The sequence below is a fragment of the Robertmurraya dakarensis genome, assembly GCF_900156875.1.
GTDB classification, from domain to species: Bacteria; Bacillota; Bacilli; order Bacillales; family Cytobacillaceae; genus Robertmurraya; species Robertmurraya dakarensis.
In genome coordinates this window covers 2,684,542-2,703,059 of the sequence record NZ_LT707409.1, presented here as the reverse complement: position 1 = coordinate 2,703,059, position 18,518 = coordinate 2,684,542, and the positions used below count along the sequence as shown (strand labels likewise).

Genomic DNA, 18,518 nt, shown 5'->3' with positions numbered 1-18,518 from the left:
TTATGTTGTTCAGTTAAGGGGGTGATGGGGCTAGGAATGTCTTATAGGGGAATTTGGACTTTTTAAAATAAAGAATATTCCGGAAAAAGGAGTGAAGGCTTTTGAATTTAAAGAATAGATGGTTTTTACTGCTAAGCTTTGTTTTAATCTTTGGTGTACTGGCAGCATGTTCAGGCAATAACGAATCATCGTCGACAAATGAAGAGAATGAAAAGGATGCAGAACAAGCAGGGCCGCAGAAGGGTGGAACCGTTATCGGTGCTATGGACACTGCTCCATCAGGTCAGTTTAACCCTGTCTTTTATGAAGAAGCATATGAAGCGAACATTCTAGACATCACACATGAAGCGTTGGTAGGTCAGGATAAGACGCTTGGTTTCATTCCGCAGTTGGCTAAGGATTGGACATTCAATGAAGATCACACTGAAGTCACCTTTCATTTACAGGATAATGTAACTTGGCATGACGGAGAACCTTTTACAGCAGATGATGTGGTCTTTACGTATAAAATTCTTTCATCGCCTGGTTACATTGAGGCCGGCGGGATTCGTTCCTACTATGCCGAAAAACTACTTGGTTATGAGGAGTTCAGCTCAGGTGAAAGCTCCGAATTTCAAGGTGTTGTAGCTGAAGATGATTTGACTGTGACCTTTAAGTTTGCAGAGCCAAATGTAAAAGCTCTTTCTGATGCAGCTTTCAAAATCATTCCCGAACATATTTTTAAAGATATCCCGATTGCTGACATGCCTGCCGCAAGTGCATCACGCAATGCCGGGGAAGTAATTGGTACAGGTCCGTTCAAATTTACGGAAATGGTGCAAGGGGAGCAGTATGTTCTTGAAAAGCATGCAGACTACTGGCAAGGTGAACCCTATCTTGACAGCGTTATTTGGAGAGTCGTCGATCAAGCCGTTATTTTAGGATTACTAGAAAATGGGGAAATTGACTTTGTCGCGGAGCCGAATGGTTTCCAGGCTGCTGACTATGAAATTGTTGAGGATATGGAACATATCGAAATCATCGAGCAGGCTGATTTTGGCTATCAAATTATGGGAATGATGGTCAATCACCGTGCAAAAGGAGATATGACGCTTGATCCATCGAAGTGGACAGTCAATGAAAAATTAAAAGATCAAAAGGTCCGTCAGGCGATTGCATACGCAGTTGACCGTCAAGGTATCATTGATGGCTTGTTATATGGAAAAGGCACGGTGCAAAACTCACCGATCGCTACTCAATTCTGGGCCTATGATGATACTAATCCACCGCAATACGAATATGATCCAGAACAAGCTAAGGAACTCCTTGAAGAAGCGGGGTATGTCGATCTTGATGGTGATGGCTTCCGTGAAAATCCAGACGGAGAAGAGTGGATATTAAATTTAAACTATCCAACTGGAAATCAGCTTCGCGAAAGGTCAGCTCCAATTATTGAAGAGTTCTTAGAAGAGGTAGGCATTAACATTGACCTTCGCCAGCCGAAGGAAGCGCAAAGCTATTTCGAGGATCTTGAAAAGAATGCCCAAGATTGGGATTTTTATTTGCTTGGCTGGAGCTTGGATAGTACGGATCCTGATCCAAGTGGTTTATGGTCCTCGACAGCAGCTTACAATTATTCACGCTGGCATAACCCGGATGCTGACGCACTTTTAAAAGAAGCTTCAACAGCACCAGATGCATTTGAAGAAGAGTTCCGCAAACAAAAATATAGCGAATGGCAAGTGGAATTTGGCGAGGATCTGCCTGCGTTAATTCTATATGCTCAGAACAAGTTATACGCACATAACAGCCGTCTGAAAAATGTTGATGTCCTGCCATACAATTTTATTAATAAAACACATCTTTGGTATGTAACAGAGTGAAAACATTGAAATGACAGTCAAGAAAAGGACGTTCGGTCTCCGCGCAACGTTCTTTTCTTGTAAAAGGAGGGCTGATCACGTTGTACAAATACATCATCCGGCGTATTTTGGTGTTTATTCCCATGCTGTTTATCCTGACCGTTTTGGTTTTTGCTCTTATTCTAGCTGCCCCTGGAGATCCTTTTACGGGAAAAATGGATCCGAATGTTGATCGAGAAGTTTATGAAAAACAAAGAGAGGCACTTGGTCTGAACGATCCTGTTCATGTTCAATATTGGAATTGGCTAAAAGGTGCTGTTAGAGGTGACTTTGGTGATTCGCTCATTTATAAAGGACGGTCTGTATCAGAATTGATCGCTGAAAGGTTAAGCAACACCGTTTATCTTGGTATTTTTACGATTTTTATTACAATAATCGTTGCGATTCCGATCGGCATTTATTCGGCACGGCACCCTTATTCGCTGTTAGATTACGGGGCGACGGCTTTCGGATTTTTCGGGTTGGCTGTCCCAAATTTCTTCTTCGGTCTTGTGGCGATCTATGTCTTTTCGATTCAACTCGGATGGCTGCCCGCCCAAGGGTCTGTCAGTAAACCAGGATTAGAAGGGCTTGAGTTATTTTTTAATAAACTTCAGCATCTAATTCTCCCTGGCATCACTCTTGGTTTAGCAGGAACTGCTACTTATATGAGGTACATGCGGTCTGAGGTTTTGGATGTGCTCGGCAGCGACTATATCCGGACTGCAAGAGCGAAGGGAATGACAGAACCAGTGATCTTGTACAAGCACACACTCCGCAATGCATTGATTCCGATTATTACCTTGCTTGGGCTCGAAATTGGAATATTGCTAAGCGGCGCTGTCATCACGGAAGCAGTCTTTCAGTATCCCGGAATTGGCACATTATTCATCAGCTCTATTGGAAACAGGGACTATCCAGTGATTATGACAATCAACTTAATGCTCGGTTTATTTGTCCTGGTTGGAAATTTACTTGCTGATATTTTCTACAGTATCGTTGATCCACGAATCCGCTATGATTGAGGTGAGAAATCATGGAATTGAAACCCCAAGGAAATATTGATGGAAACTCTGCCGTTGGAGTAAAAAAAGGGGTTCGCGGAACAAGTCCATCACAAATTGCACTGCGAAGGTTCTTAAAAAACAAACTGGCCGTTGTCAGTGTCGTTGTCCTTATAGTGATTATTTCAGCTGTTATTTGCGCTCCATTTTTGACGGATCACAGTCCAACGAAAACGAACTTAATGTTGATTGAACGTCCCCCAAGTGATGATCATCCATTAGGTACAGACAGTTCTGGCCGGGATAATTTAAGCCGTCTTTTATATGGAGGACGTGTTTCGCTTATTGTTGGCTTCAGTGCAATGTTTTTTACCTTGATCATCGGGGTCACGCTAGGCTCGCTGGCAGGTTATTACGGCGGAAAAGTCGATGCCATCATTATGCGGCTGACCGATCTGATGCTTATGCTGCCGTTTTTAGTTCTGTGCTTAACGATCGTCGCGATTTTAGAAAAAGTAACGATTGGCATTTTTGTCGCGATTATTGCGTTAACTTCGTGGCCTAATTTAACGAGGATCATCCGAGGTGCTTATTTAAAACTTAGGGAACAGGAATTTATACAAGGAGCAAAAGCAATTGGCGCAAGTGATTTGCGAATAATTTTAAAACACTTCATGCCAAACGCGATTGGGCCCATTGTTGTTAACGCCACGTTGATGATGGCGACTTACATCATTATCGAATCCGCGCTGAGCTTTATTGGCTTCGGAATCCCACAGCCAACGCCAACATGGGGAAATATGATCTCCGAGGCACAAAGCATCCGGGTGCTGCGCAATAGCCCTGAGGCGTGGCTGCCGCCGGGGCTGGCGATCTTGGTGACTGTACTTTGCATCAACTTTATTGGTGATGGGCTTCGGGATGCATTTGACCCGAAGAGCAGCCGGCGCTCGTGACTGGCTTGATTAAGCTTGAAATAGGGGATATATGGAAGATGTTTGTTGAAAAAGGAACTTTTGCAAGAAGATATGTAATTTTTCGGAAAAACCTTGTTTAAATAAAATTTTTAAAACTTAAATATGTAATATACTGGAAGTTACTCTGTTATAAGAGAAGTTCTAATAGCCCAAAAAGTGAAAAATAATTGATAAAAGGGTCATGAGAAGTTTCTAATGACCCAAAAAGTGAAAAATCACCTGATAATAGGTCATAAGAATCTCTCTAAAGACCCTAGTTTGTTATTTTTGGAGAAAACCGGTCCATGAGCGCCCGCTCAGCATCAATGTCCGTGTCAAATGCCCATAAAAAATGCACAAGAGGCCAACTTACACCTCTTGTGCATTTTTATTAGGCTTGTTTAAACTAGGTCCGACCACTCGCTATAAAGCCCGCTCCCATTGCAGCCAGGGCATTCAAACGGGTTAGCAAGATAGACGAACTCGTTGGCAGGATAGATCAAGAATCCTCTTCCGTAGCATTCCGGACATTTGTTTTCATCTTTCATCTGCGTCACATGATTCTCGTAACGTGCTGTTCTCCACTCATTAAAAGCATTTAGGAGCCCCATGGAATTCACCTCGATTTTTATTATAGTTTTTAATAAATGAGCAGAATTTATACATGTATTCACAAAATAATTACCAATTATTATAAGGAAATGATAGCGCTTACATTAATATTATTATTATTGTATGCAGCGAAAGAGAAGCGAGTTCATTATTTCTGATTTTTATTTAAATTCAAAAAACTTATTGAAAAATGATAAAGTCGATGGTTTAATAGTAATTAGCTGTTATAGATCAGATATCAGATATCTGAAAACCAGATAGAACAACCAAGATGGAGGGGAATTCGTGAATGTAAAAAAGATCTCAATTAAGAAGGTTTCAGAGTCTGTTGTAGAACAAGTTGAAAAGCTAATTGAGGAGGGTACCTTTCTCCCAGGGGAAAAGCTTCCGTCTGTTCGTGAACTTTGTGAAATGTTTGGTGTCGGCAGGTCTGCTGTTCGAGATGCCATCATTACACTAAAAGGGAAAGGGGCGGTAGATGTAAAACAAGGAGAAGGGACATTTATACGTAAATTTGATTCTACGAAATTATTTACCAGTCAATTGATTCTTCCAGACATTAAAGACATTCGTCAGCTTTTTCAAGTAAGAAAAATTCTCGAACCTGGCATTGCAGAGACAGCAGCATTAAATCGAAATGACATTGACCTTGAAGCAATGGAGAATGCGCTTTTTAACGAAAACTCACAAGGCTGGGAATCTGATTATAACTTCCACATGGCTATAGCAAACGCAACGGGAAATGATATTATTACTCAACTTATGCAATTCATCTCAACTACCACGAAAAAAGCCATGAATGACTTTCACCAATACATCCAAGAAAATCAATCCATTGTAATGAAAATAGATGCACAGCATGAATCTATCTATCAAGCTATTAAAAATAGTAAACAGGGGAACGCAGGACAAGCGATGATAGAGCATTTAGATTATGTTGAGAACATTTTAAAGAACAGCATTTTGCATGAAATATCGCAATAACAGTAGTAGAGACATTGGAGGTGTACAGAGTGGTTACAGCTGATTTAGTCAATGAATTAAAAATGATTTTACCCGAAGAACGTATAGGGGAAAATCATGAGTTAGATCATCCTCTGGGAAACAGCGGCAAGGTGAAGGTTTGTCCAGAAACTGAAGAGGAAATTTCAAAGCTTTTAAACTATGCAAATCTTAATGGAAAAACCATATCTGTCGTTAGCGGCGGGACAAAGAGAGGATTTGGCGGTCTTTCTGAGAATAATGATTTACTGCTCTCGCTTGAAAACTATAAAGGAATTGTTGAGCATACCGTTGGAGATATGACATTAACCGTAAAGCCTGGTACCTCTTTTAAAGAACTTCAGGACTATCTTGCTAAGCATAATCAAAAAATTGCACTTGACCCAGCATGGCCAGAAGATGCCACTATAGGCGGAATCATTGCGGCGAATGAAAGCGGACCGAAGCGCTTAGGCTACGGGTCTTCACGGGATGCCGTGATCGGCCTCAGAGTGGTCTATCCGGATGGCCAGGTGATTCGTGCTGGAGGCAAGGTTGTTAAAAATGTAGCAGGATACGATATGAACAAATTATTCATCGGTTCGATGGGGACGTTAGGTGTATTATCTGAAGTAACGTTAAAGCTGCGCCCTCTGCCGAAATATGAAAGTCTTATTCTTTTATCTTTTCCTGAAGGTAAATCAGACGAAATGAAATCGTTCGCAGTAAAGCTTTTAGATTCCATGCTAGAACCGGTTTCGTTGGAGCTCTTAAGCCCTTCTTTATCAGAAAAATTAACGGGAGAAAAGCTTTATACATTGGTAATCGCTTTCGAGGATGTTGAGAGCTCGGTTCATTATCAGGAAGATATGGTTAAGAAAATGAAGCCGTTTGAGGCGAAGTTGGAGATTTACAAAAGAGAAAAGGCACAAGAATTTTGGAATGCTTTTTATAAAAATGGCCCTAATGGAGCAAGAAGCAGTTCAACAAATGAAACGGAAGCTTCCTTAAAAGTCGGCGTGGTGAATCTTGATGTACTTGAGATTGTAAGAGAAAGCGAACTCCTTCGTGACAGCCATAATTTAGTCGTTGAGGCGCACGGCGGGCTTGGTCATGGTCTGTGTCAAATCCATGTGCGCGGTGCGATCGGTGATGTTGAATCAGCCATAAAACACCTTAGAGAATCTGCCGAAAAGAATAACGGCTATGCGATTGTGAAGCATCTTCCATACTCCTTAAGACAGAAGGTCAATGTATGGGGAGATAACCCATCCTATTTCTTCCTTCTGCAAGGAATTAAATCGAAAATCGATAGCAATGGAATTATGAATCCTAGAAGGTTTGTTGGGGGGATATAAGGTGAGCGTAAGAGAAATGGATATTAAAGCAGATCCATCTTGTACAACTAACAGTTTGAGCAATTATTTATGGAGTGACCCGCCAGATGAAAATAAATGGGCGGATTGTGTACACTGCGGTATGTGTTTGGAATCTTGTCCTACCTACGAACATACCGGACAGGAGCAGCATTCTCCGCGCGGACGTGTTCATTTAATCAAGTCGGTTGCTGAAGGAAAGCTGAAAGTAAATGAGATGTTTGCAGATCCAGTCTTTCAGTGTTTGGATTGCCGCGCTTGTACAACGGCGTGTCCGGCGGATGTTGATGTCGGAGGTTTAATTGAAGAAGCGAGAGGGCAGGTTCGTCAAGCGATGCCGCTAACAGGATGGAAGGGCACGGTCAGCAAAGCCATACTAGAGGGGTTATTCCCGCACCCTAACCGCTTAGATTCTTTGGGAGGACTCTTAAAATTTTACCAAAAAAGCGGTCTGCAAAAGGCGGTAAGGAAAACAGGGCTGATAAACATCATGCCGAAGCATCTGGTAGAGATGGAATCGATCATGCCGGAAATCAAGGAATCTGTACGTAAAAAATATAAAAATGAAAACGTCATCAAGGCGAAGGGTGAGTCAAAGCATGAGGTCTCTTTCTTAACGGGCTGTGTCATGGATGTGATGTTCGGTGATATTAATGAAGCAACGATTAACGTACTGACACGGAATGGGAATGACGTGAAAATACCGAAAAACCAAACATGCTGCGGTGCCCTCCATGTTCATGCTGGTGACCGAGAGACAGGGCGAAAGCTTGCGAAGCAAAACATTGAAGCGTTTCAGGACTCTGAAAAAATCATTGTTAATGCGGCTGGCTGCGGCTGTATGTTAAAGGAGTATCCGGAATTATTCCGTGAGGAGCCAGAATGGCATGAGAAAGCGGAAGAGTTTTCTAAAAAAGTAGAGGATATCTCAAAATATCTTTATGATACAGGTTATGAAAAGCCAAAGGCAGAGATTAACAAGCGGATTACGTATCACGATGCGTGTCACCTTGCACATGGCCAGGGTATCCGGCAGGAGCCGCGCGATCTGCTCCTTAATATTCCAGGGGTTGAAATGGTTCATATGCCAAACTCTGACCGCTGCTGTGGAAGTGCTGGCGTTTATAATATTACCAATCCAGAAATGGCTGGTGCGGTGCTGGAAAGCAAGATGGAAAACGTCCCTGATGATGTGGAAATGATTTCGATGGGCAATCCAGGTTGTATGCTGCAAATGGCCATTGGCGTGCAAAAATATGGAAGAAACCAACAAGTTGTGCATACGGTACAGCTATTAGATTGGGCTTATCAAAAAGAAGATGAAGGGAAGGAGGGGAAATAATGGCGGTAAAAGGCTTGAAAACAAAGGACCAGCATATTATCAATCTCGCAAATATCGTTAACAGCCCTCGTTCGATTCTTTATCAAAAAGAGGATTTGCTTGCTTATGATTGCGATGGCTTTACGATTCACAAGCATTTACCTAGAGCTGTTGTTTTTCCAAAAAACACCGAGGAAGTCGCGCGTCTCGTAAAGTACTGTCATGAACATGATCTTCCTTTCCTTGCGCGGGGTGCGGGAACGGGGTTAAGCGGAGGTGCCATCCCTTTAAATGGGGAGGTTATTATCAGCTTGGTTAGAATGAAGAAGCTATTAAGTGTTGACCTTGAAAATAGAAGAGCGGTGGTAGAACCGGGCTTTGTTAACTTAAAACTAACAAACTCGATCTCTGATAAAGGCTATTACTATGCACCGGACCCATCGAGTCAATACTGTTGTACGATTGGCGGAAATGTTGCTGAAAATGCAGGTGGTGCCCACTGCTTGAAATACGGTGTAACAACGAACCATATTTTGGGATTAGAAGTGGTTATGCCGAATGGGGAAATCATCGAAATCGGGGCAAACGGCATACCAGATGCGCCAGGATATGACTTATTGGGATTATTGACAGGTTCGGAGGGTACTTTGGGGATCGTGACGAAAATAACTGTCCGTATCTTAAAGAATCCAGAAGCAAAACAAACCGTATTGGCCTATTTTGATAAAGTTGCGGATGGCAGTCAGGCGGTTTCTGATATTATTTCAGCGGGAATCGTCCCTGCTGCTCTAGAAATGATGGATAAGACGGCTATTGAAGGGGTAGAAGCAGCTGCTTTTCCGGTAGGTCACCCGAAAGATATTGAAGCCGTTCTTCTGATTGAAGTAGACGGCATCTCAGCGGGGATTGATGAACAGATTAACGAGATTCTCGATGTTTGTAAAAAGCGCAATGTTCGCGAGGTCAAGGTCGCCCAAGATGAAGCTGAAAGAGGCAGATGGTGGGCGAACCGGAAAACAGGCTTTGGTGCAATGGGAGCGATTTCCCCTGACTATCTTGTTCAAGATGGGGTGATCCCTAGAAGCAAGCTTCCTATCGTATTGGAACGAATTAATCAAATTAGTGAAGAATACGGCTTAAGAATCTCTAATATTTTCCACGCAGGAGATGGGAATCTCCATCCGCTTGTTCTTTTTGATGCAAGAATACCTGGGGAAACAGAAAAAGCACTAGCAGCTGGAAGTGCATGTCTACAAGTATGTGCGGATGTTGGCGGTACGATTACAGGAGAGCATGGAGTTGGGATTGAAAAAAGGGAAGAAATGCGCTTTGTATTCAAGGATGAGGAGATTATTGCTCAAACTGATATACGGGAAGTTTTTAACCCTAAGAATCTCTTGAATGCTGGTAAGTTATTTCCGACTCCAGGACGCTGTGTGGAGATTAAAAAGGAAATGAAGGCCGCTTCCACCGCTGCAAATTAAACCAATAGGGGGGATGTAAATTGAACGCGTTCCCTCTTCCAAAAAATATAGATTATTTTTAGAAAATTGTTGAAAATATCTTAAACAGCATGTTATTATCCTATTAAGGATTATTTATGAAACGCTGTTTCGTAATAACAAACAAAAAGAGACATGGATATCATTGATAGATTAGTAATTTGCTAATATCTCTTTTTTGATAAAAACAGAAACGGTGTTTTGCAATAGGAAACAGGTGTATCGTGAGTAGGAAAACATCTAGTTGAAATTTAAGGAGGAATTTTATCATGACTCAATATGTTAAAATCGGAAATCTTCAAGTAGCGGATATTTTTGCAGACTTTATTAACAATGAAGCACTTCCTGAAAGCGGTATTGACCGCGAAAGCTTCTGGGCGGGCTTTGAAGCACTTATAAATGACTTGGCGCCAGTTAATAAGGCGTTACTCGCTCATCGAGAGGTTATTCAAGAAAAGATTCATACATGGCATAAGGAAAATAAGGAATTTGATTTCAATCAATATAAAGCATTTTTAAAAGAGATCGGCTACTTAGAGCCAGAGGTTGAAGATTACAAGGTAACTACAGAGAACGTTGATGAGGAAGTTGCCCTTCAGGCAGGGCCGCAGCTCGTTGTACCAGTCGACAATGCCCGCTACGCCCTCAATGCTGCGAATGCACGCTGGGGAAGTCTATACGATGCACTTTATGGAACAGACGCAATCAGTGAAGAAGATGGGGCACATCGCGGCGGAGCTTATAATCCTGTTCGCGGAGAAAAAGTCATTAGGTTTGGCCGTGACTTCCTAGACAAATCAGCGTCTTTAACAGACGGTTCACACAAGGATGCTGTTAACTATGCCATCCAGGACGGAAAATTAACAGTGACACTTGAAAACGGCCAAACAACAGGGCTTGCAGATGAATCAAAGCTTGCAGGTTATCAAGGAGAGGCAGGAGAGCCTTCTGCTGTTTTAATCAAAAACAATGGGCTTCACTTCGAAATACAGGTTGATCGCAATTCACCGATAGGTAAAACCGATAAAGCTGGAGTAAAAGATATTTTAATGGAAGCAGCTGTTTCAACCATTATGGATTGTGAAGACTCCGTTGCTGCTGTAGACGCTGAAGATAAAGTTCATGTGTACCGCAACTGGTTAGGCCTAATGAAAGGCGACTTAACAGCGACGTTTGGCAAAGATGGTAAAACGATGACTCGTGCGATGAATCCTGATCGTATTTACAATGCTCCAAACGGAGGAGAAGTAACATTAAAAGGTCGTTCTTTAATGTTCACACGAAATGTGGGGCATTTAATGACAACAAATGTGATCCTCGATGCTGACGGACAAGAAATTCCAGAGGGAATCATGGATACGGTTGTAACGAGCTTAGTTGGTAAGCATACAATCCTTGGAAACGGAAAATTCCAGAACTCCTCAAAAGGTTCGATTTACATTGTTAAGCCGAAAATGCATGGTTCTGAGGAAGTAGCATTTGCAAATCAGCTCTTTAATCGTGCTGAAGACTTGCTGGGACTTAAGCGCAATACGATCAAAATCGGGGTTATGGATGAAGAACGCCGTACAACATTAAACTTGAAGAATGCCATCAGTCAAGTTAAAGAAAGAATCGTATTTATCAATACTGGTTTTCTTGATCGTACGGGTGATGAAATGCATACGTCCATGGAAGCTGGTCCAATGATCCGCAAGAACGATATGAAAAATACAAGCTGGCTGCAAGGGTATGAAAAATCCAACGTAAATGTTGGCTTATCAGTAGGTTTCCAAGGGCATGCACAAATTGGTAAAGGTATGTGGGCTATGCCTGATCTGATGGCAGAGATGATTAAACAAAAGATTGGTCACCCTAAGACAGGTGCAAATACGGCGTGGGTGCCTTCTCCAACTGCAGCAACACTGCATGCGCTTCACTATCATGAGGTGAATGTAAAAGCTATCCAGGATGAATTGCTAAAGGATGCGGGAAAGGCAGATTTACAGGATGATATCCTTCAAATTCCGGTTTCTGAAAATCCTAATTGGAGTTCTGATGAAATTCAAGCTGAGATTGATAACAATGCACAAGGAATTCTTGGTTATGTTGTCCGCTGGGTTGAGCAGGGCATTGGCTGTTCAAAGGTATTGGATATTAACAACATCGGTTTAATGGAAGATCGTGCAACATTGCGTATTTCCAGCCAGCATATCGCTAACTGGCTACACCATGGAATTGTAACGAAGGAGCAAGTGCTTGAAACATTTAAGCGCATGGCGAAGGTTGTAGACGAACAAAATGCAGGGGACGATGCGTACCGTCCAATGGCAGCAGATTATGACAATTCAACTGCATTCCAAGCTGCATTGGAACTGGTCTTCAAAGGCTATGAGCAGCCAAGCGGATATACTGAACCAATCCTTCATCGCCGCCGTGCTGAATTCAAAGCGAAAGTGAAAGTCGGCCAATAAACTAAATACTGATGTTCGAGTATCGTGGATACACAGATGAACATTATAATTGAACTAGAGGGCATTCTAAATACTTTTTAGAATGCTCTCTTCATAAGATCAGTTATCGGATAATCTGTTAAATTAACTTTTTAGACTGCTAAAGAAAAGAGAATGACTCTACAATTAGAGAGGAGAAAAGCTAAATGAAATTTATTCGGTTTACAGCCAATTCGACTACATATAAGGGCACAATTGAAGGAAGAGAAATTAAGGAGATCATTGGAGATATATTTGGTGTTTGGGAATATACGGGAAAGACGTTCGATAAAAATGATGTAAAGCTTCTTGCGCCGCTAGAACCAAACCAAATTATTGGCATTGGTGCGAATTTTGTATCGAAAGTAGAGGAACTTCCAAAAGAATTACCTGAAATCCCTGTTTTCTTTTTTAAACCAACTTCCTCTGTTATTGGTCCTGAAGAAGACATTATCATTCCAGGCGGGATAAAAGAGATTAAATTCGAGTCAGAATTAGCGGTCATTATTGGGAAAGAAGCGAAGAATATCTCTGAGAATGATGTGTTGGATTATGTCTTTGGTTATACAGTGGGCAATGATGTGACAGCACCGCAGTTCTTTCATGAAGCAGGTCATTGGACGATCGGAAAATCCTTTGACACGTTCACACCTTTAGGGCCAGTGATTGAAACAGAGCTCGACCCATCTGAGGTTATAGTAGAAGCAAGACTGGATGGGGTGGAGAAACAAAACAGCAGCACAGAGTTAATGATTGTTCCTATTCGCAAGATGATTTCTTATCTATCTAAAGTGATGACGCTCAAGCAAGGAGATGTTATTTTAACAGGGAGCCCAGTTGGTGCGGAATTTGTCGGAGCAGGCAGTATCATTGAATGTGAAATTAAAGGCATTGGTACACTAAAGAATACCTTTGCAGCTGTACGGGAAAGTCAATTGAATCGTTAATCACAATGAAATGCCCGGTATGATATAATGAGCTCATTATTTGAGAGGTGAGAGAGGTTGGAAAGAGATAATATGGTTAAATCTGTCGGCCGGGCATTGGATATCATTGACCTGGTCAGCGCTAAAAAGGGTGGATTAGGCGTTACAGAAATTGCCAACCAAATTGATATAAATAAAAGTTCCGTTTACCGCATTCTTTCTACACTTGCACAGTATGGTTATATTGAGCAGGATGCGGATACCGGCAAATATAAGTTGGGCTATAAATTTTTGGAAGTCAGCTCGAAGTTGTTAGATTCGATTGACCTGCGCATGGAAGCGAAACCGTTTCTGCAAGAATTAGAGAGAGAAACAAATGAAGTGATTCACCTCGTTGTCTATGATCAAGGCGAGGTAGTTTACATCGAAAAGCTTGAGGGCACAGAAACACTGAGAACCCATTCAAGAGTCGGAAAAAGGGCTCCTATGCACTGTACGTCTGTTGGAAAAGCCATTCTTGCCCATTTGCCATCAACTACTGTAATGGATATTATCGATCGTAAAGGCCTGCCGATGCATACAGAAAATACGATTACGGAAAAAGAGTCATTCTTGAAAGAGCTTAACGGAATTAAGCAAAAGGGGTACGCTCTCGACCTAGAAGAGAATGAGTATGGAATCACCTGTATTGCAGCACCAATCTTTGATCATTTAGGCCGGGTTGTGGCATCGGTAAGTATCTCGGGGCCGACAATGAGGATGACAGAGGAACGGTTAGAAAGTTTGAAAGAGAAAATGCTTCATGCAAGCAAAGAGATTTCAGCAAGATTAGGATACATTACAAAATAAGCATAATAAAATTTGTACAAACTCTTTGAAATAAAGATATTTTGTACAAATTTTTTTTTTGTTATTTTCAGTACTGAATTTTCAAAAAATTATTGCTATTCTTACAGAAATTTGTATAATAGATTTAGGTTTACTAACTGTTATATAACATTATTCTATTTTTATATAACAATGTTTCGTAAACCGCAACAAAGTGAACTTATTGTTTCTTATTATGAAAAGGGAAGGGGAAAAGTTTTATGAGTACTGGGTTGTTAGCTTTATTATCGCTGCTGCCAATTATTGCAGTTGGAGTCTTCCTCGTTGGTCTTAGATGGCCAGCTAGTAAAGCAATGCCAATTTCTTATTTGGTAGCGATTGCACTTGCTTTGTTTGTATGGCAGGTGCCTGGAGCAAAGGTTGCTGCTGCTTCTTTACATGGCTTCTTTACCGCATTAACATTGTTGTATATCATTTTTGGAGCGATTCTTCTATTAAACACACTCCAAGAAAGTGGAGGAATGAAGACGATACGTCAAGGATTTATTGATATTTCTCCGGATAGACGGATTCAAGTAATAATTGTTGCTTGGTTATTTGGTTCCTTCATTGAAGGATCTGCGGGCTTTGGGACACCTGCTGCAGTAGCTGTACCTTTAATGGTTGGTTTAGGGTTTCCGGCTATGGCAGCAGTTGTCGCTGGGATGATTATCCAAAGTACACCTGTATCATTCGGTGCAGTAGGGACACCAATGTTGGTCGGAGTTCAAACTGGTTTAGCTGCTGATACTAGCATTACAAATGACTTTCTGGCTTTGACTGTAGATATCGGAGGGAAAGTGGCGATTCTTCATACAATCGCAGGAACCCTTGTCCCGCTTATCGTTGTGGCATTTATGACCAGATTTTTTGGCAAAAACAAATCATTTACAGAAGGATTGAAAGTTTGGAAGTTTGCTATCTTCTCGGCCTTTGCTATGACCATACCATATGTGATTGTTGCCAATACACTTGGACCTGAATTCCCATCTATGATCGGGGGATTAGTTGGATTAGCAATTGTTATTACGGCAGCTAAAAAAGGTTTTCTTATGCCTCCAAAAGAGGAAGTTTGGGATTTTGAGGAGAAATCAAAATGGGATCCTGAGTGGAATGGAAAGCTGGAAATTAAGGACATTGCACATAAAAGCGGCACGATGAGCGGCGTTCGAGCATGGGCACCGTATGTACTTATTGGTTTATTCTTAGTTTTAACTAGATTGAAATCACTTCCACTACTAGAATGGTCTCAGGCTTGGACGTTAAAATGGGAAAATATTTTTGGTTCAGGAATTACGACAAGTTTCCAGCCGTTATATTCACCAGGAGCTATTTTTATTTTAGTATCGATCATTACGTACTTTATTCATGGTATGAATGGAAAAGCTTATGGGCGTGCATGGTCAGCATCTGGAAAAACAATGCTTTCTGCTTCGACTGCTTTAGTGTTCACGGTGCCAATGGTACAAGTATTTTTAAATACAACGGACGGTGCTGCTGGCTTTGAAAGAATGCCAATTGTACTGGCGGATGCAGTCGCATCATTGACGGGAGAGTTTTGGCCATTTTTTGCTACTTTCATTGGCGGGCTTGGGGCCTTTATTGCTGGAAGTAATACGGTAAGTAATATGATGTTCTCACTATTCCAATACGATGTGGGTGCGCAAATTGGAGTGAACCCGGCGTGGATCGTGGCTTTACAGGCTGTCGGCGGAGCTGCTGGAAATATGATTTGTGTGCATAACGTTGTTGCTGCCTCTGCTGTTGTAGGCATGGTAGGGAAAGAAGGATCGGTTATCAGGAAAACACTTTTACCGTTCGTATACTATGCATTATTTTCAGGAGCATTAGGCTTTTCCATTGTTTGGTATGCAGAAAAGGGACTTTTTAATCTCGGATCGATTATTGTTGCGCTTATCGCAATTGCAGCTATCTATATTATTGCAACAAACAAGAAACGCGCAAACCAACTTACAATTAACACTTCTAATGGAATGAATTCATCAAAATAATTACGATAATTAGAAAAGCCTAAGGGGGTCCCTTAGGCTTTTTATGATGAGAAGTTGTTGTGAATTTTTGAGAATAAAGTTTGAGAATACTAGAGAAAGAGTTTCAAAAAATATTACTTTATATAAAAATCTCTTACACTTCCTGCGGTACGCTTAGTCCTAGACCTTTTGCGATGCGAGTACCGTACTCTGCGTCAGCTTTGTAGAAATGCGAGATTTGACGAAGTTTGATTTCTTCTAATGAGACAGGCTTCATTGCTTCTACAATGGTATTGACAAGTCTTGTGCGTTCTTCTTCACTCATCAGACGATATAAATCACCAGCTTGAGTGTAGTGATCATCATGATCATATGCCACGTTTTCAGCTACACCTGTTACAGGGTAAGCGGTTGTTTTGTTTTCAGGTGTTTCCTTTGGACCGCCAAAGCTATTTGGTTCGTAGTATACTGAACCGCCGCCGTTATTATCTGGACGCATTTGGCCGTCGCGTTGATAGCTGTTCACTTCTGATTTTGGACGGTTAATTGGAAGTGAATTATGGTTCGCTCCGACACGATAGCGATGTGCATCAGCATAAGCAAACAGACGACCTTGTAACATTTTATCTGGAGAAGGCTCAATACCTGGTACTAATGTTCCTGGAGAGAATGTTGCTTGCTCTACTTCAGCAAAATAGTTTTCAGGGTTTCTATCTAAAACCATACGGCCTACTTCAATAAGTGGATAGTCTTTATGAGACCACACCTTTGTCACATCAAATGGATCGAAACGGTAAGTATCTGCATCTTCAAGCGGCATGATTTGTACCTTTAATGTCCATGACGGGTAGTCGCCTTTTTCGATCGCATTAAATAAATCTTCTGTATGATAATCAGGATTTTCACCAGCAAGCTTTCCAGCAACTTCATTTGAAATATTTTTAACACCTTGATCAGTAATGAAGTGGTACTTAACCCATACGCCTTCACCATCTTCATTTACCCATTTGAATGTATGGCTTCCGTAACCGTTCATATGGCGCCAAGTAGCTGGCAGGCCGCGGTCACCCATTAAATACGTAACTTGGTGCAGCGATTCTGGAGAATGAGACCAGAAGTCCCAAACAGCCGTAGGGTTTTTCAAATGTGTCTTTGGATCTCTTTTTTGTGTATGGATAAAGTCAGGGAATTTAATCGCATCACGAATGAAGAAAATTGGTGTGTTGTTTCCAACTAGGTCGTAATTTCCTTCTTCCGTATAGAATTTTACAGCAAAACCACGTGGGTCACGCACTGTATCTGCAGAACCTAATTCGCCAGCAACAGTAGAGAAACGGATGAACATTCGTGTGCGTTTGCCAACTCCATTAAACACTTTTGCTTTAGTATATTTAGACATGTCGTTTGTCACTTCAAAGTATCCGTGTGCACCGCCGCCTTTAGCATGTACAACACGCTCAGGTACGCGTTCTCTATTAAAATGGGCAAGTTTCTCAAGAAGATGTACATCTTGAAGTAAAGTTGGACCTCTTTGACCAGCCGTCATAGAGTTTTGATTATCACCGACAGGTGCACCCCAGCTAGTAGTAAGTTTCTTGTTATTATTAGTCAAAACAATCACCTCATAAATTTATTGTTTGATAACTCTTGATTACAATGATAACACTTCTCAGTAAAAAATCAATACTAAATTATAATAATTATTAATAAAAAATATTACTAAAATATCAATGCTAATTACTTTACCTTAATTATAGAGTGCTGTCGCGTATAGAAGAATGATATCTATCGTTGAAAATATAGTGATGAAATGGTTTAGAATTAAGAATTATACATTCTAATTGATAATGGGAATAGTACTGCAGTACCATTAATAATTCTATGTAGGAGTATCATAAATATGTAGAAGATTAGAAAGTTGATGTTGTAGTAGATTGATATGATCTGTGTAGGAAACCCATTATATGTGTTAAAGACTAGAAGTTGTAAAGCTTTGGTTTTACGCAATTATGGTGATTCCAGGATGTTGAAGTGGTTAGTGGAATGTCTTGTTATCGTTTTTTATGTGCAGCGTTTGGTACTGTACAATATAATAATCAAGCTGTTCGCTAAGCTGAATTACTTTCTTGCTGCTTAATCCATGAACAAGTCCAATTTTAATCATATCCAATCGAAGTGCTTCGATCATTTTGATTAAATCGTCTTTTTCAAAAATTTGAAACATGGGAAAAACCCCCTTTTTAGTCATTTATTCCAATCTTAATATAGGACGAAAAGAAAGGCTGTGATTTTTGACACAATTATAAAAAACATTTGGTTGAACAGTCAGATAATATAATATGAAGAAACTAGGATAAAAAAGTACAACTTATGATATAAAGTCCTTTATGTAAGTTACGATCAAATACTCCTTTAATCTGACAAAAACATGTCGAATTTTGAGATGATAAAGCCGGATTCTAAGAAAATGGAAGGCCTTACATTGGCGATCATAATCCTGCTTTTTTCTATTATTTTCGACAAGGATAATGGAGATTTTCAATAATAGGAGAGTGCTTGTCGAGAAAGCGCGAATATTGTTAAGGTCATGGTTATGTCGTATAATAGAGATAACAAAAAAGTACTGTTACA

At 40.9% G+C, this 18,518-nt stretch carries 14 protein-coding genes; 11 read left to right on the top strand and 3 right to left on the bottom strand.

The window, feature by feature from the left end:
- The first annotated feature begins 101 nt into the window (after positions 1-101).
- The 3 genes from CZ487_RS21920 (at position 102) to opp4C (ending at position 3,840) form a co-directional block, all read left to right on the top strand.
- Positions 102-1,862, top strand: coding sequence for a peptide-binding protein (locus CZ487_RS21920; RefSeq protein ID WP_077214379.1), 1,761 nt, complete (start codon positions 102-104; stop codon positions 1,860-1,862).
- Positions 1,863-1,942: 80 nt separating this feature from the next.
- Entirely contained in the window at positions 1,943-2,905 is a 963-nt protein-coding gene (locus CZ487_RS21915) for an ABC transporter permease (protein WP_077214378.1), read from the top strand.
- A gap of 11 nt (positions 2,906-2,916) precedes the next feature.
- Positions 2,917-3,840, top strand: a complete 924-nt coding sequence (opp4C, locus tag CZ487_RS21910) for an oligopeptide ABC transporter permease (RefSeq protein WP_077214377.1) — start codon at positions 2,917-2,919, stop codon at positions 3,838-3,840.
- A gap of 401 nt (positions 3,841-4,241) precedes the next feature.
- On the opposite strand, the gene CZ487_RS27580 is transcribed toward opp4C, so the two are convergent.
- Positions 4,242-4,451 carry a methionine aminopeptidase gene (locus CZ487_RS27580; protein ID WP_077214376.1) on the bottom strand — a complete coding sequence of 70 codons (210 nt, stop codon included), beginning with the start codon at positions 4,449-4,451 and terminating at the stop codon, positions 4,242-4,244.
- Positions 4,452-4,737: 286 nt separating this feature from the next.
- On the opposite strand from CZ487_RS27580, the gene CZ487_RS21900 reads away from it, so the two are divergent.
- The 8 genes from CZ487_RS21900 (at position 4,738) to CZ487_RS21865 (ending at position 15,908) form a co-directional block, all read left to right on the top strand.
- The gene (locus CZ487_RS21900; protein ID WP_077214375.1) at positions 4,738-5,436 is read left to right on the top strand and encodes a FadR/GntR family transcriptional regulator; all 699 of its coding nucleotides are present in this window, start codon (positions 4,738-4,740) and stop codon (positions 5,434-5,436) included.
- A gap of 29 nt (positions 5,437-5,465) precedes the next feature.
- Positions 5,466-6,791, top strand: coding sequence for an FAD-binding oxidoreductase (locus CZ487_RS21895; protein ID WP_077214374.1), 1,326 nt, complete (start codon positions 5,466-5,468; stop codon positions 6,789-6,791).
- A gap of 1 nt (position 6,792) precedes the next feature.
- Positions 6,793-8,151 carry a (Fe-S)-binding protein gene (locus CZ487_RS21890; RefSeq protein WP_077214373.1) on the top strand — a complete coding sequence of 453 codons (1,359 nt, stop codon included), beginning with the start codon at positions 6,793-6,795 and terminating at the stop codon, positions 8,149-8,151.
- The gene (locus CZ487_RS21885) at positions 8,151-9,614 is read left to right on the top strand and encodes an FAD-linked oxidase C-terminal domain-containing protein (protein WP_077214372.1); all 1,464 of its coding nucleotides are present in this window, start codon (positions 8,151-8,153) and stop codon (positions 9,612-9,614) included. Before CZ487_RS21890 ends, CZ487_RS21885 begins: the two co-directional genes overlap by 1 nt.
- Before the next feature lie 287 nt (positions 9,615-9,901).
- The gene (locus tag CZ487_RS21880) at positions 9,902-12,085 is read left to right on the top strand and encodes a malate synthase G (protein ID WP_077214371.1); all 2,184 of its coding nucleotides are present in this window, start codon (positions 9,902-9,904) and stop codon (positions 12,083-12,085) included.
- A 185-nt stretch (positions 12,086-12,270) separates the two neighbouring features.
- On the top strand, positions 12,271-13,050 hold the full coding sequence (locus tag CZ487_RS21875) for a fumarylacetoacetate hydrolase family protein (RefSeq protein WP_077214370.1): 780 nt from the start codon (positions 12,271-12,273) through the stop codon (positions 13,048-13,050).
- 57 nt (positions 13,051-13,107) lie between these two features.
- On the top strand, positions 13,108-13,878 hold the full coding sequence (locus tag CZ487_RS21870; RefSeq protein ID WP_077214369.1) for an IclR family transcriptional regulator: 771 nt from the start codon (positions 13,108-13,110) through the stop codon (positions 13,876-13,878).
- A gap of 239 nt (positions 13,879-14,117) precedes the next feature.
- Positions 14,118-15,908, top strand: coding sequence for an L-lactate permease (locus CZ487_RS21865; protein ID WP_077214368.1), 1,791 nt, complete (start codon positions 14,118-14,120; stop codon positions 15,906-15,908).
- Positions 15,909-16,041: 133 nt separating this feature from the next.
- Here the strand turns inward: CZ487_RS21865 and katA are convergent, their stop codons facing one another.
- Positions 16,042-17,499 (bottom strand): catalase KatA, encoded by a 1,458-nt coding sequence (gene katA / locus CZ487_RS21860; RefSeq protein WP_077214367.1) that lies wholly within the window; start codon positions 17,497-17,499, stop codon positions 16,042-16,044.
- Positions 17,500-17,922: 423 nt separating this feature from the next.
- On the bottom strand, positions 17,923-18,111 hold the full coding sequence (locus CZ487_RS21855; RefSeq protein WP_077214366.1) for an aspartyl-phosphate phosphatase Spo0E family protein: 189 nt from the start codon (positions 18,109-18,111) through the stop codon (positions 17,923-17,925).
- Between the last annotated feature and the right edge of the window lie 407 nt (positions 18,112-18,518).

Bases quoted from the DNA above. Each gene is read 5' to 3' on its own strand.
- opp4C (WP_077214377.1), top strand. From the start codon at position 2,917: ATGGAATTGAAACCCCAAGGAAATATTGATGGAAACTCTGCCGTTGGA.
- CZ487_RS21885 (WP_077214372.1), top strand. From the start codon at position 8,151: ATGGCGGTAAAAGGCTTGAAAACAAAGGACCAGCATATTATCAATCTC.
- CZ487_RS21875 (WP_077214370.1), top strand. From the start codon at position 12,271: ATGAAATTTATTCGGTTTACAGCCAATTCGACTACATATAAGGGCACA.
- CZ487_RS21880 (WP_077214371.1), top strand. From the start codon at position 9,902: ATGACTCAATATGTTAAAATCGGAAATCTTCAAGTAGCGGATATTTTT.
- CZ487_RS21865 (WP_077214368.1), top strand. From the start codon at position 14,118: ATGAGTACTGGGTTGTTAGCTTTATTATCGCTGCTGCCAATTATTGCA.
- CZ487_RS27580 (WP_077214376.1), bottom strand. From the start codon at position 4,451: ATGGGGCTCCTAAATGCTTTTAATGAGTGGAGAACAGCACGTTACGAG.
- CZ487_RS21855 (WP_077214366.1), bottom strand. From the start codon at position 18,111: ATGTTTCAAATTTTTGAAAAAGACGATTTAATCAAAATGATCGAAGCA.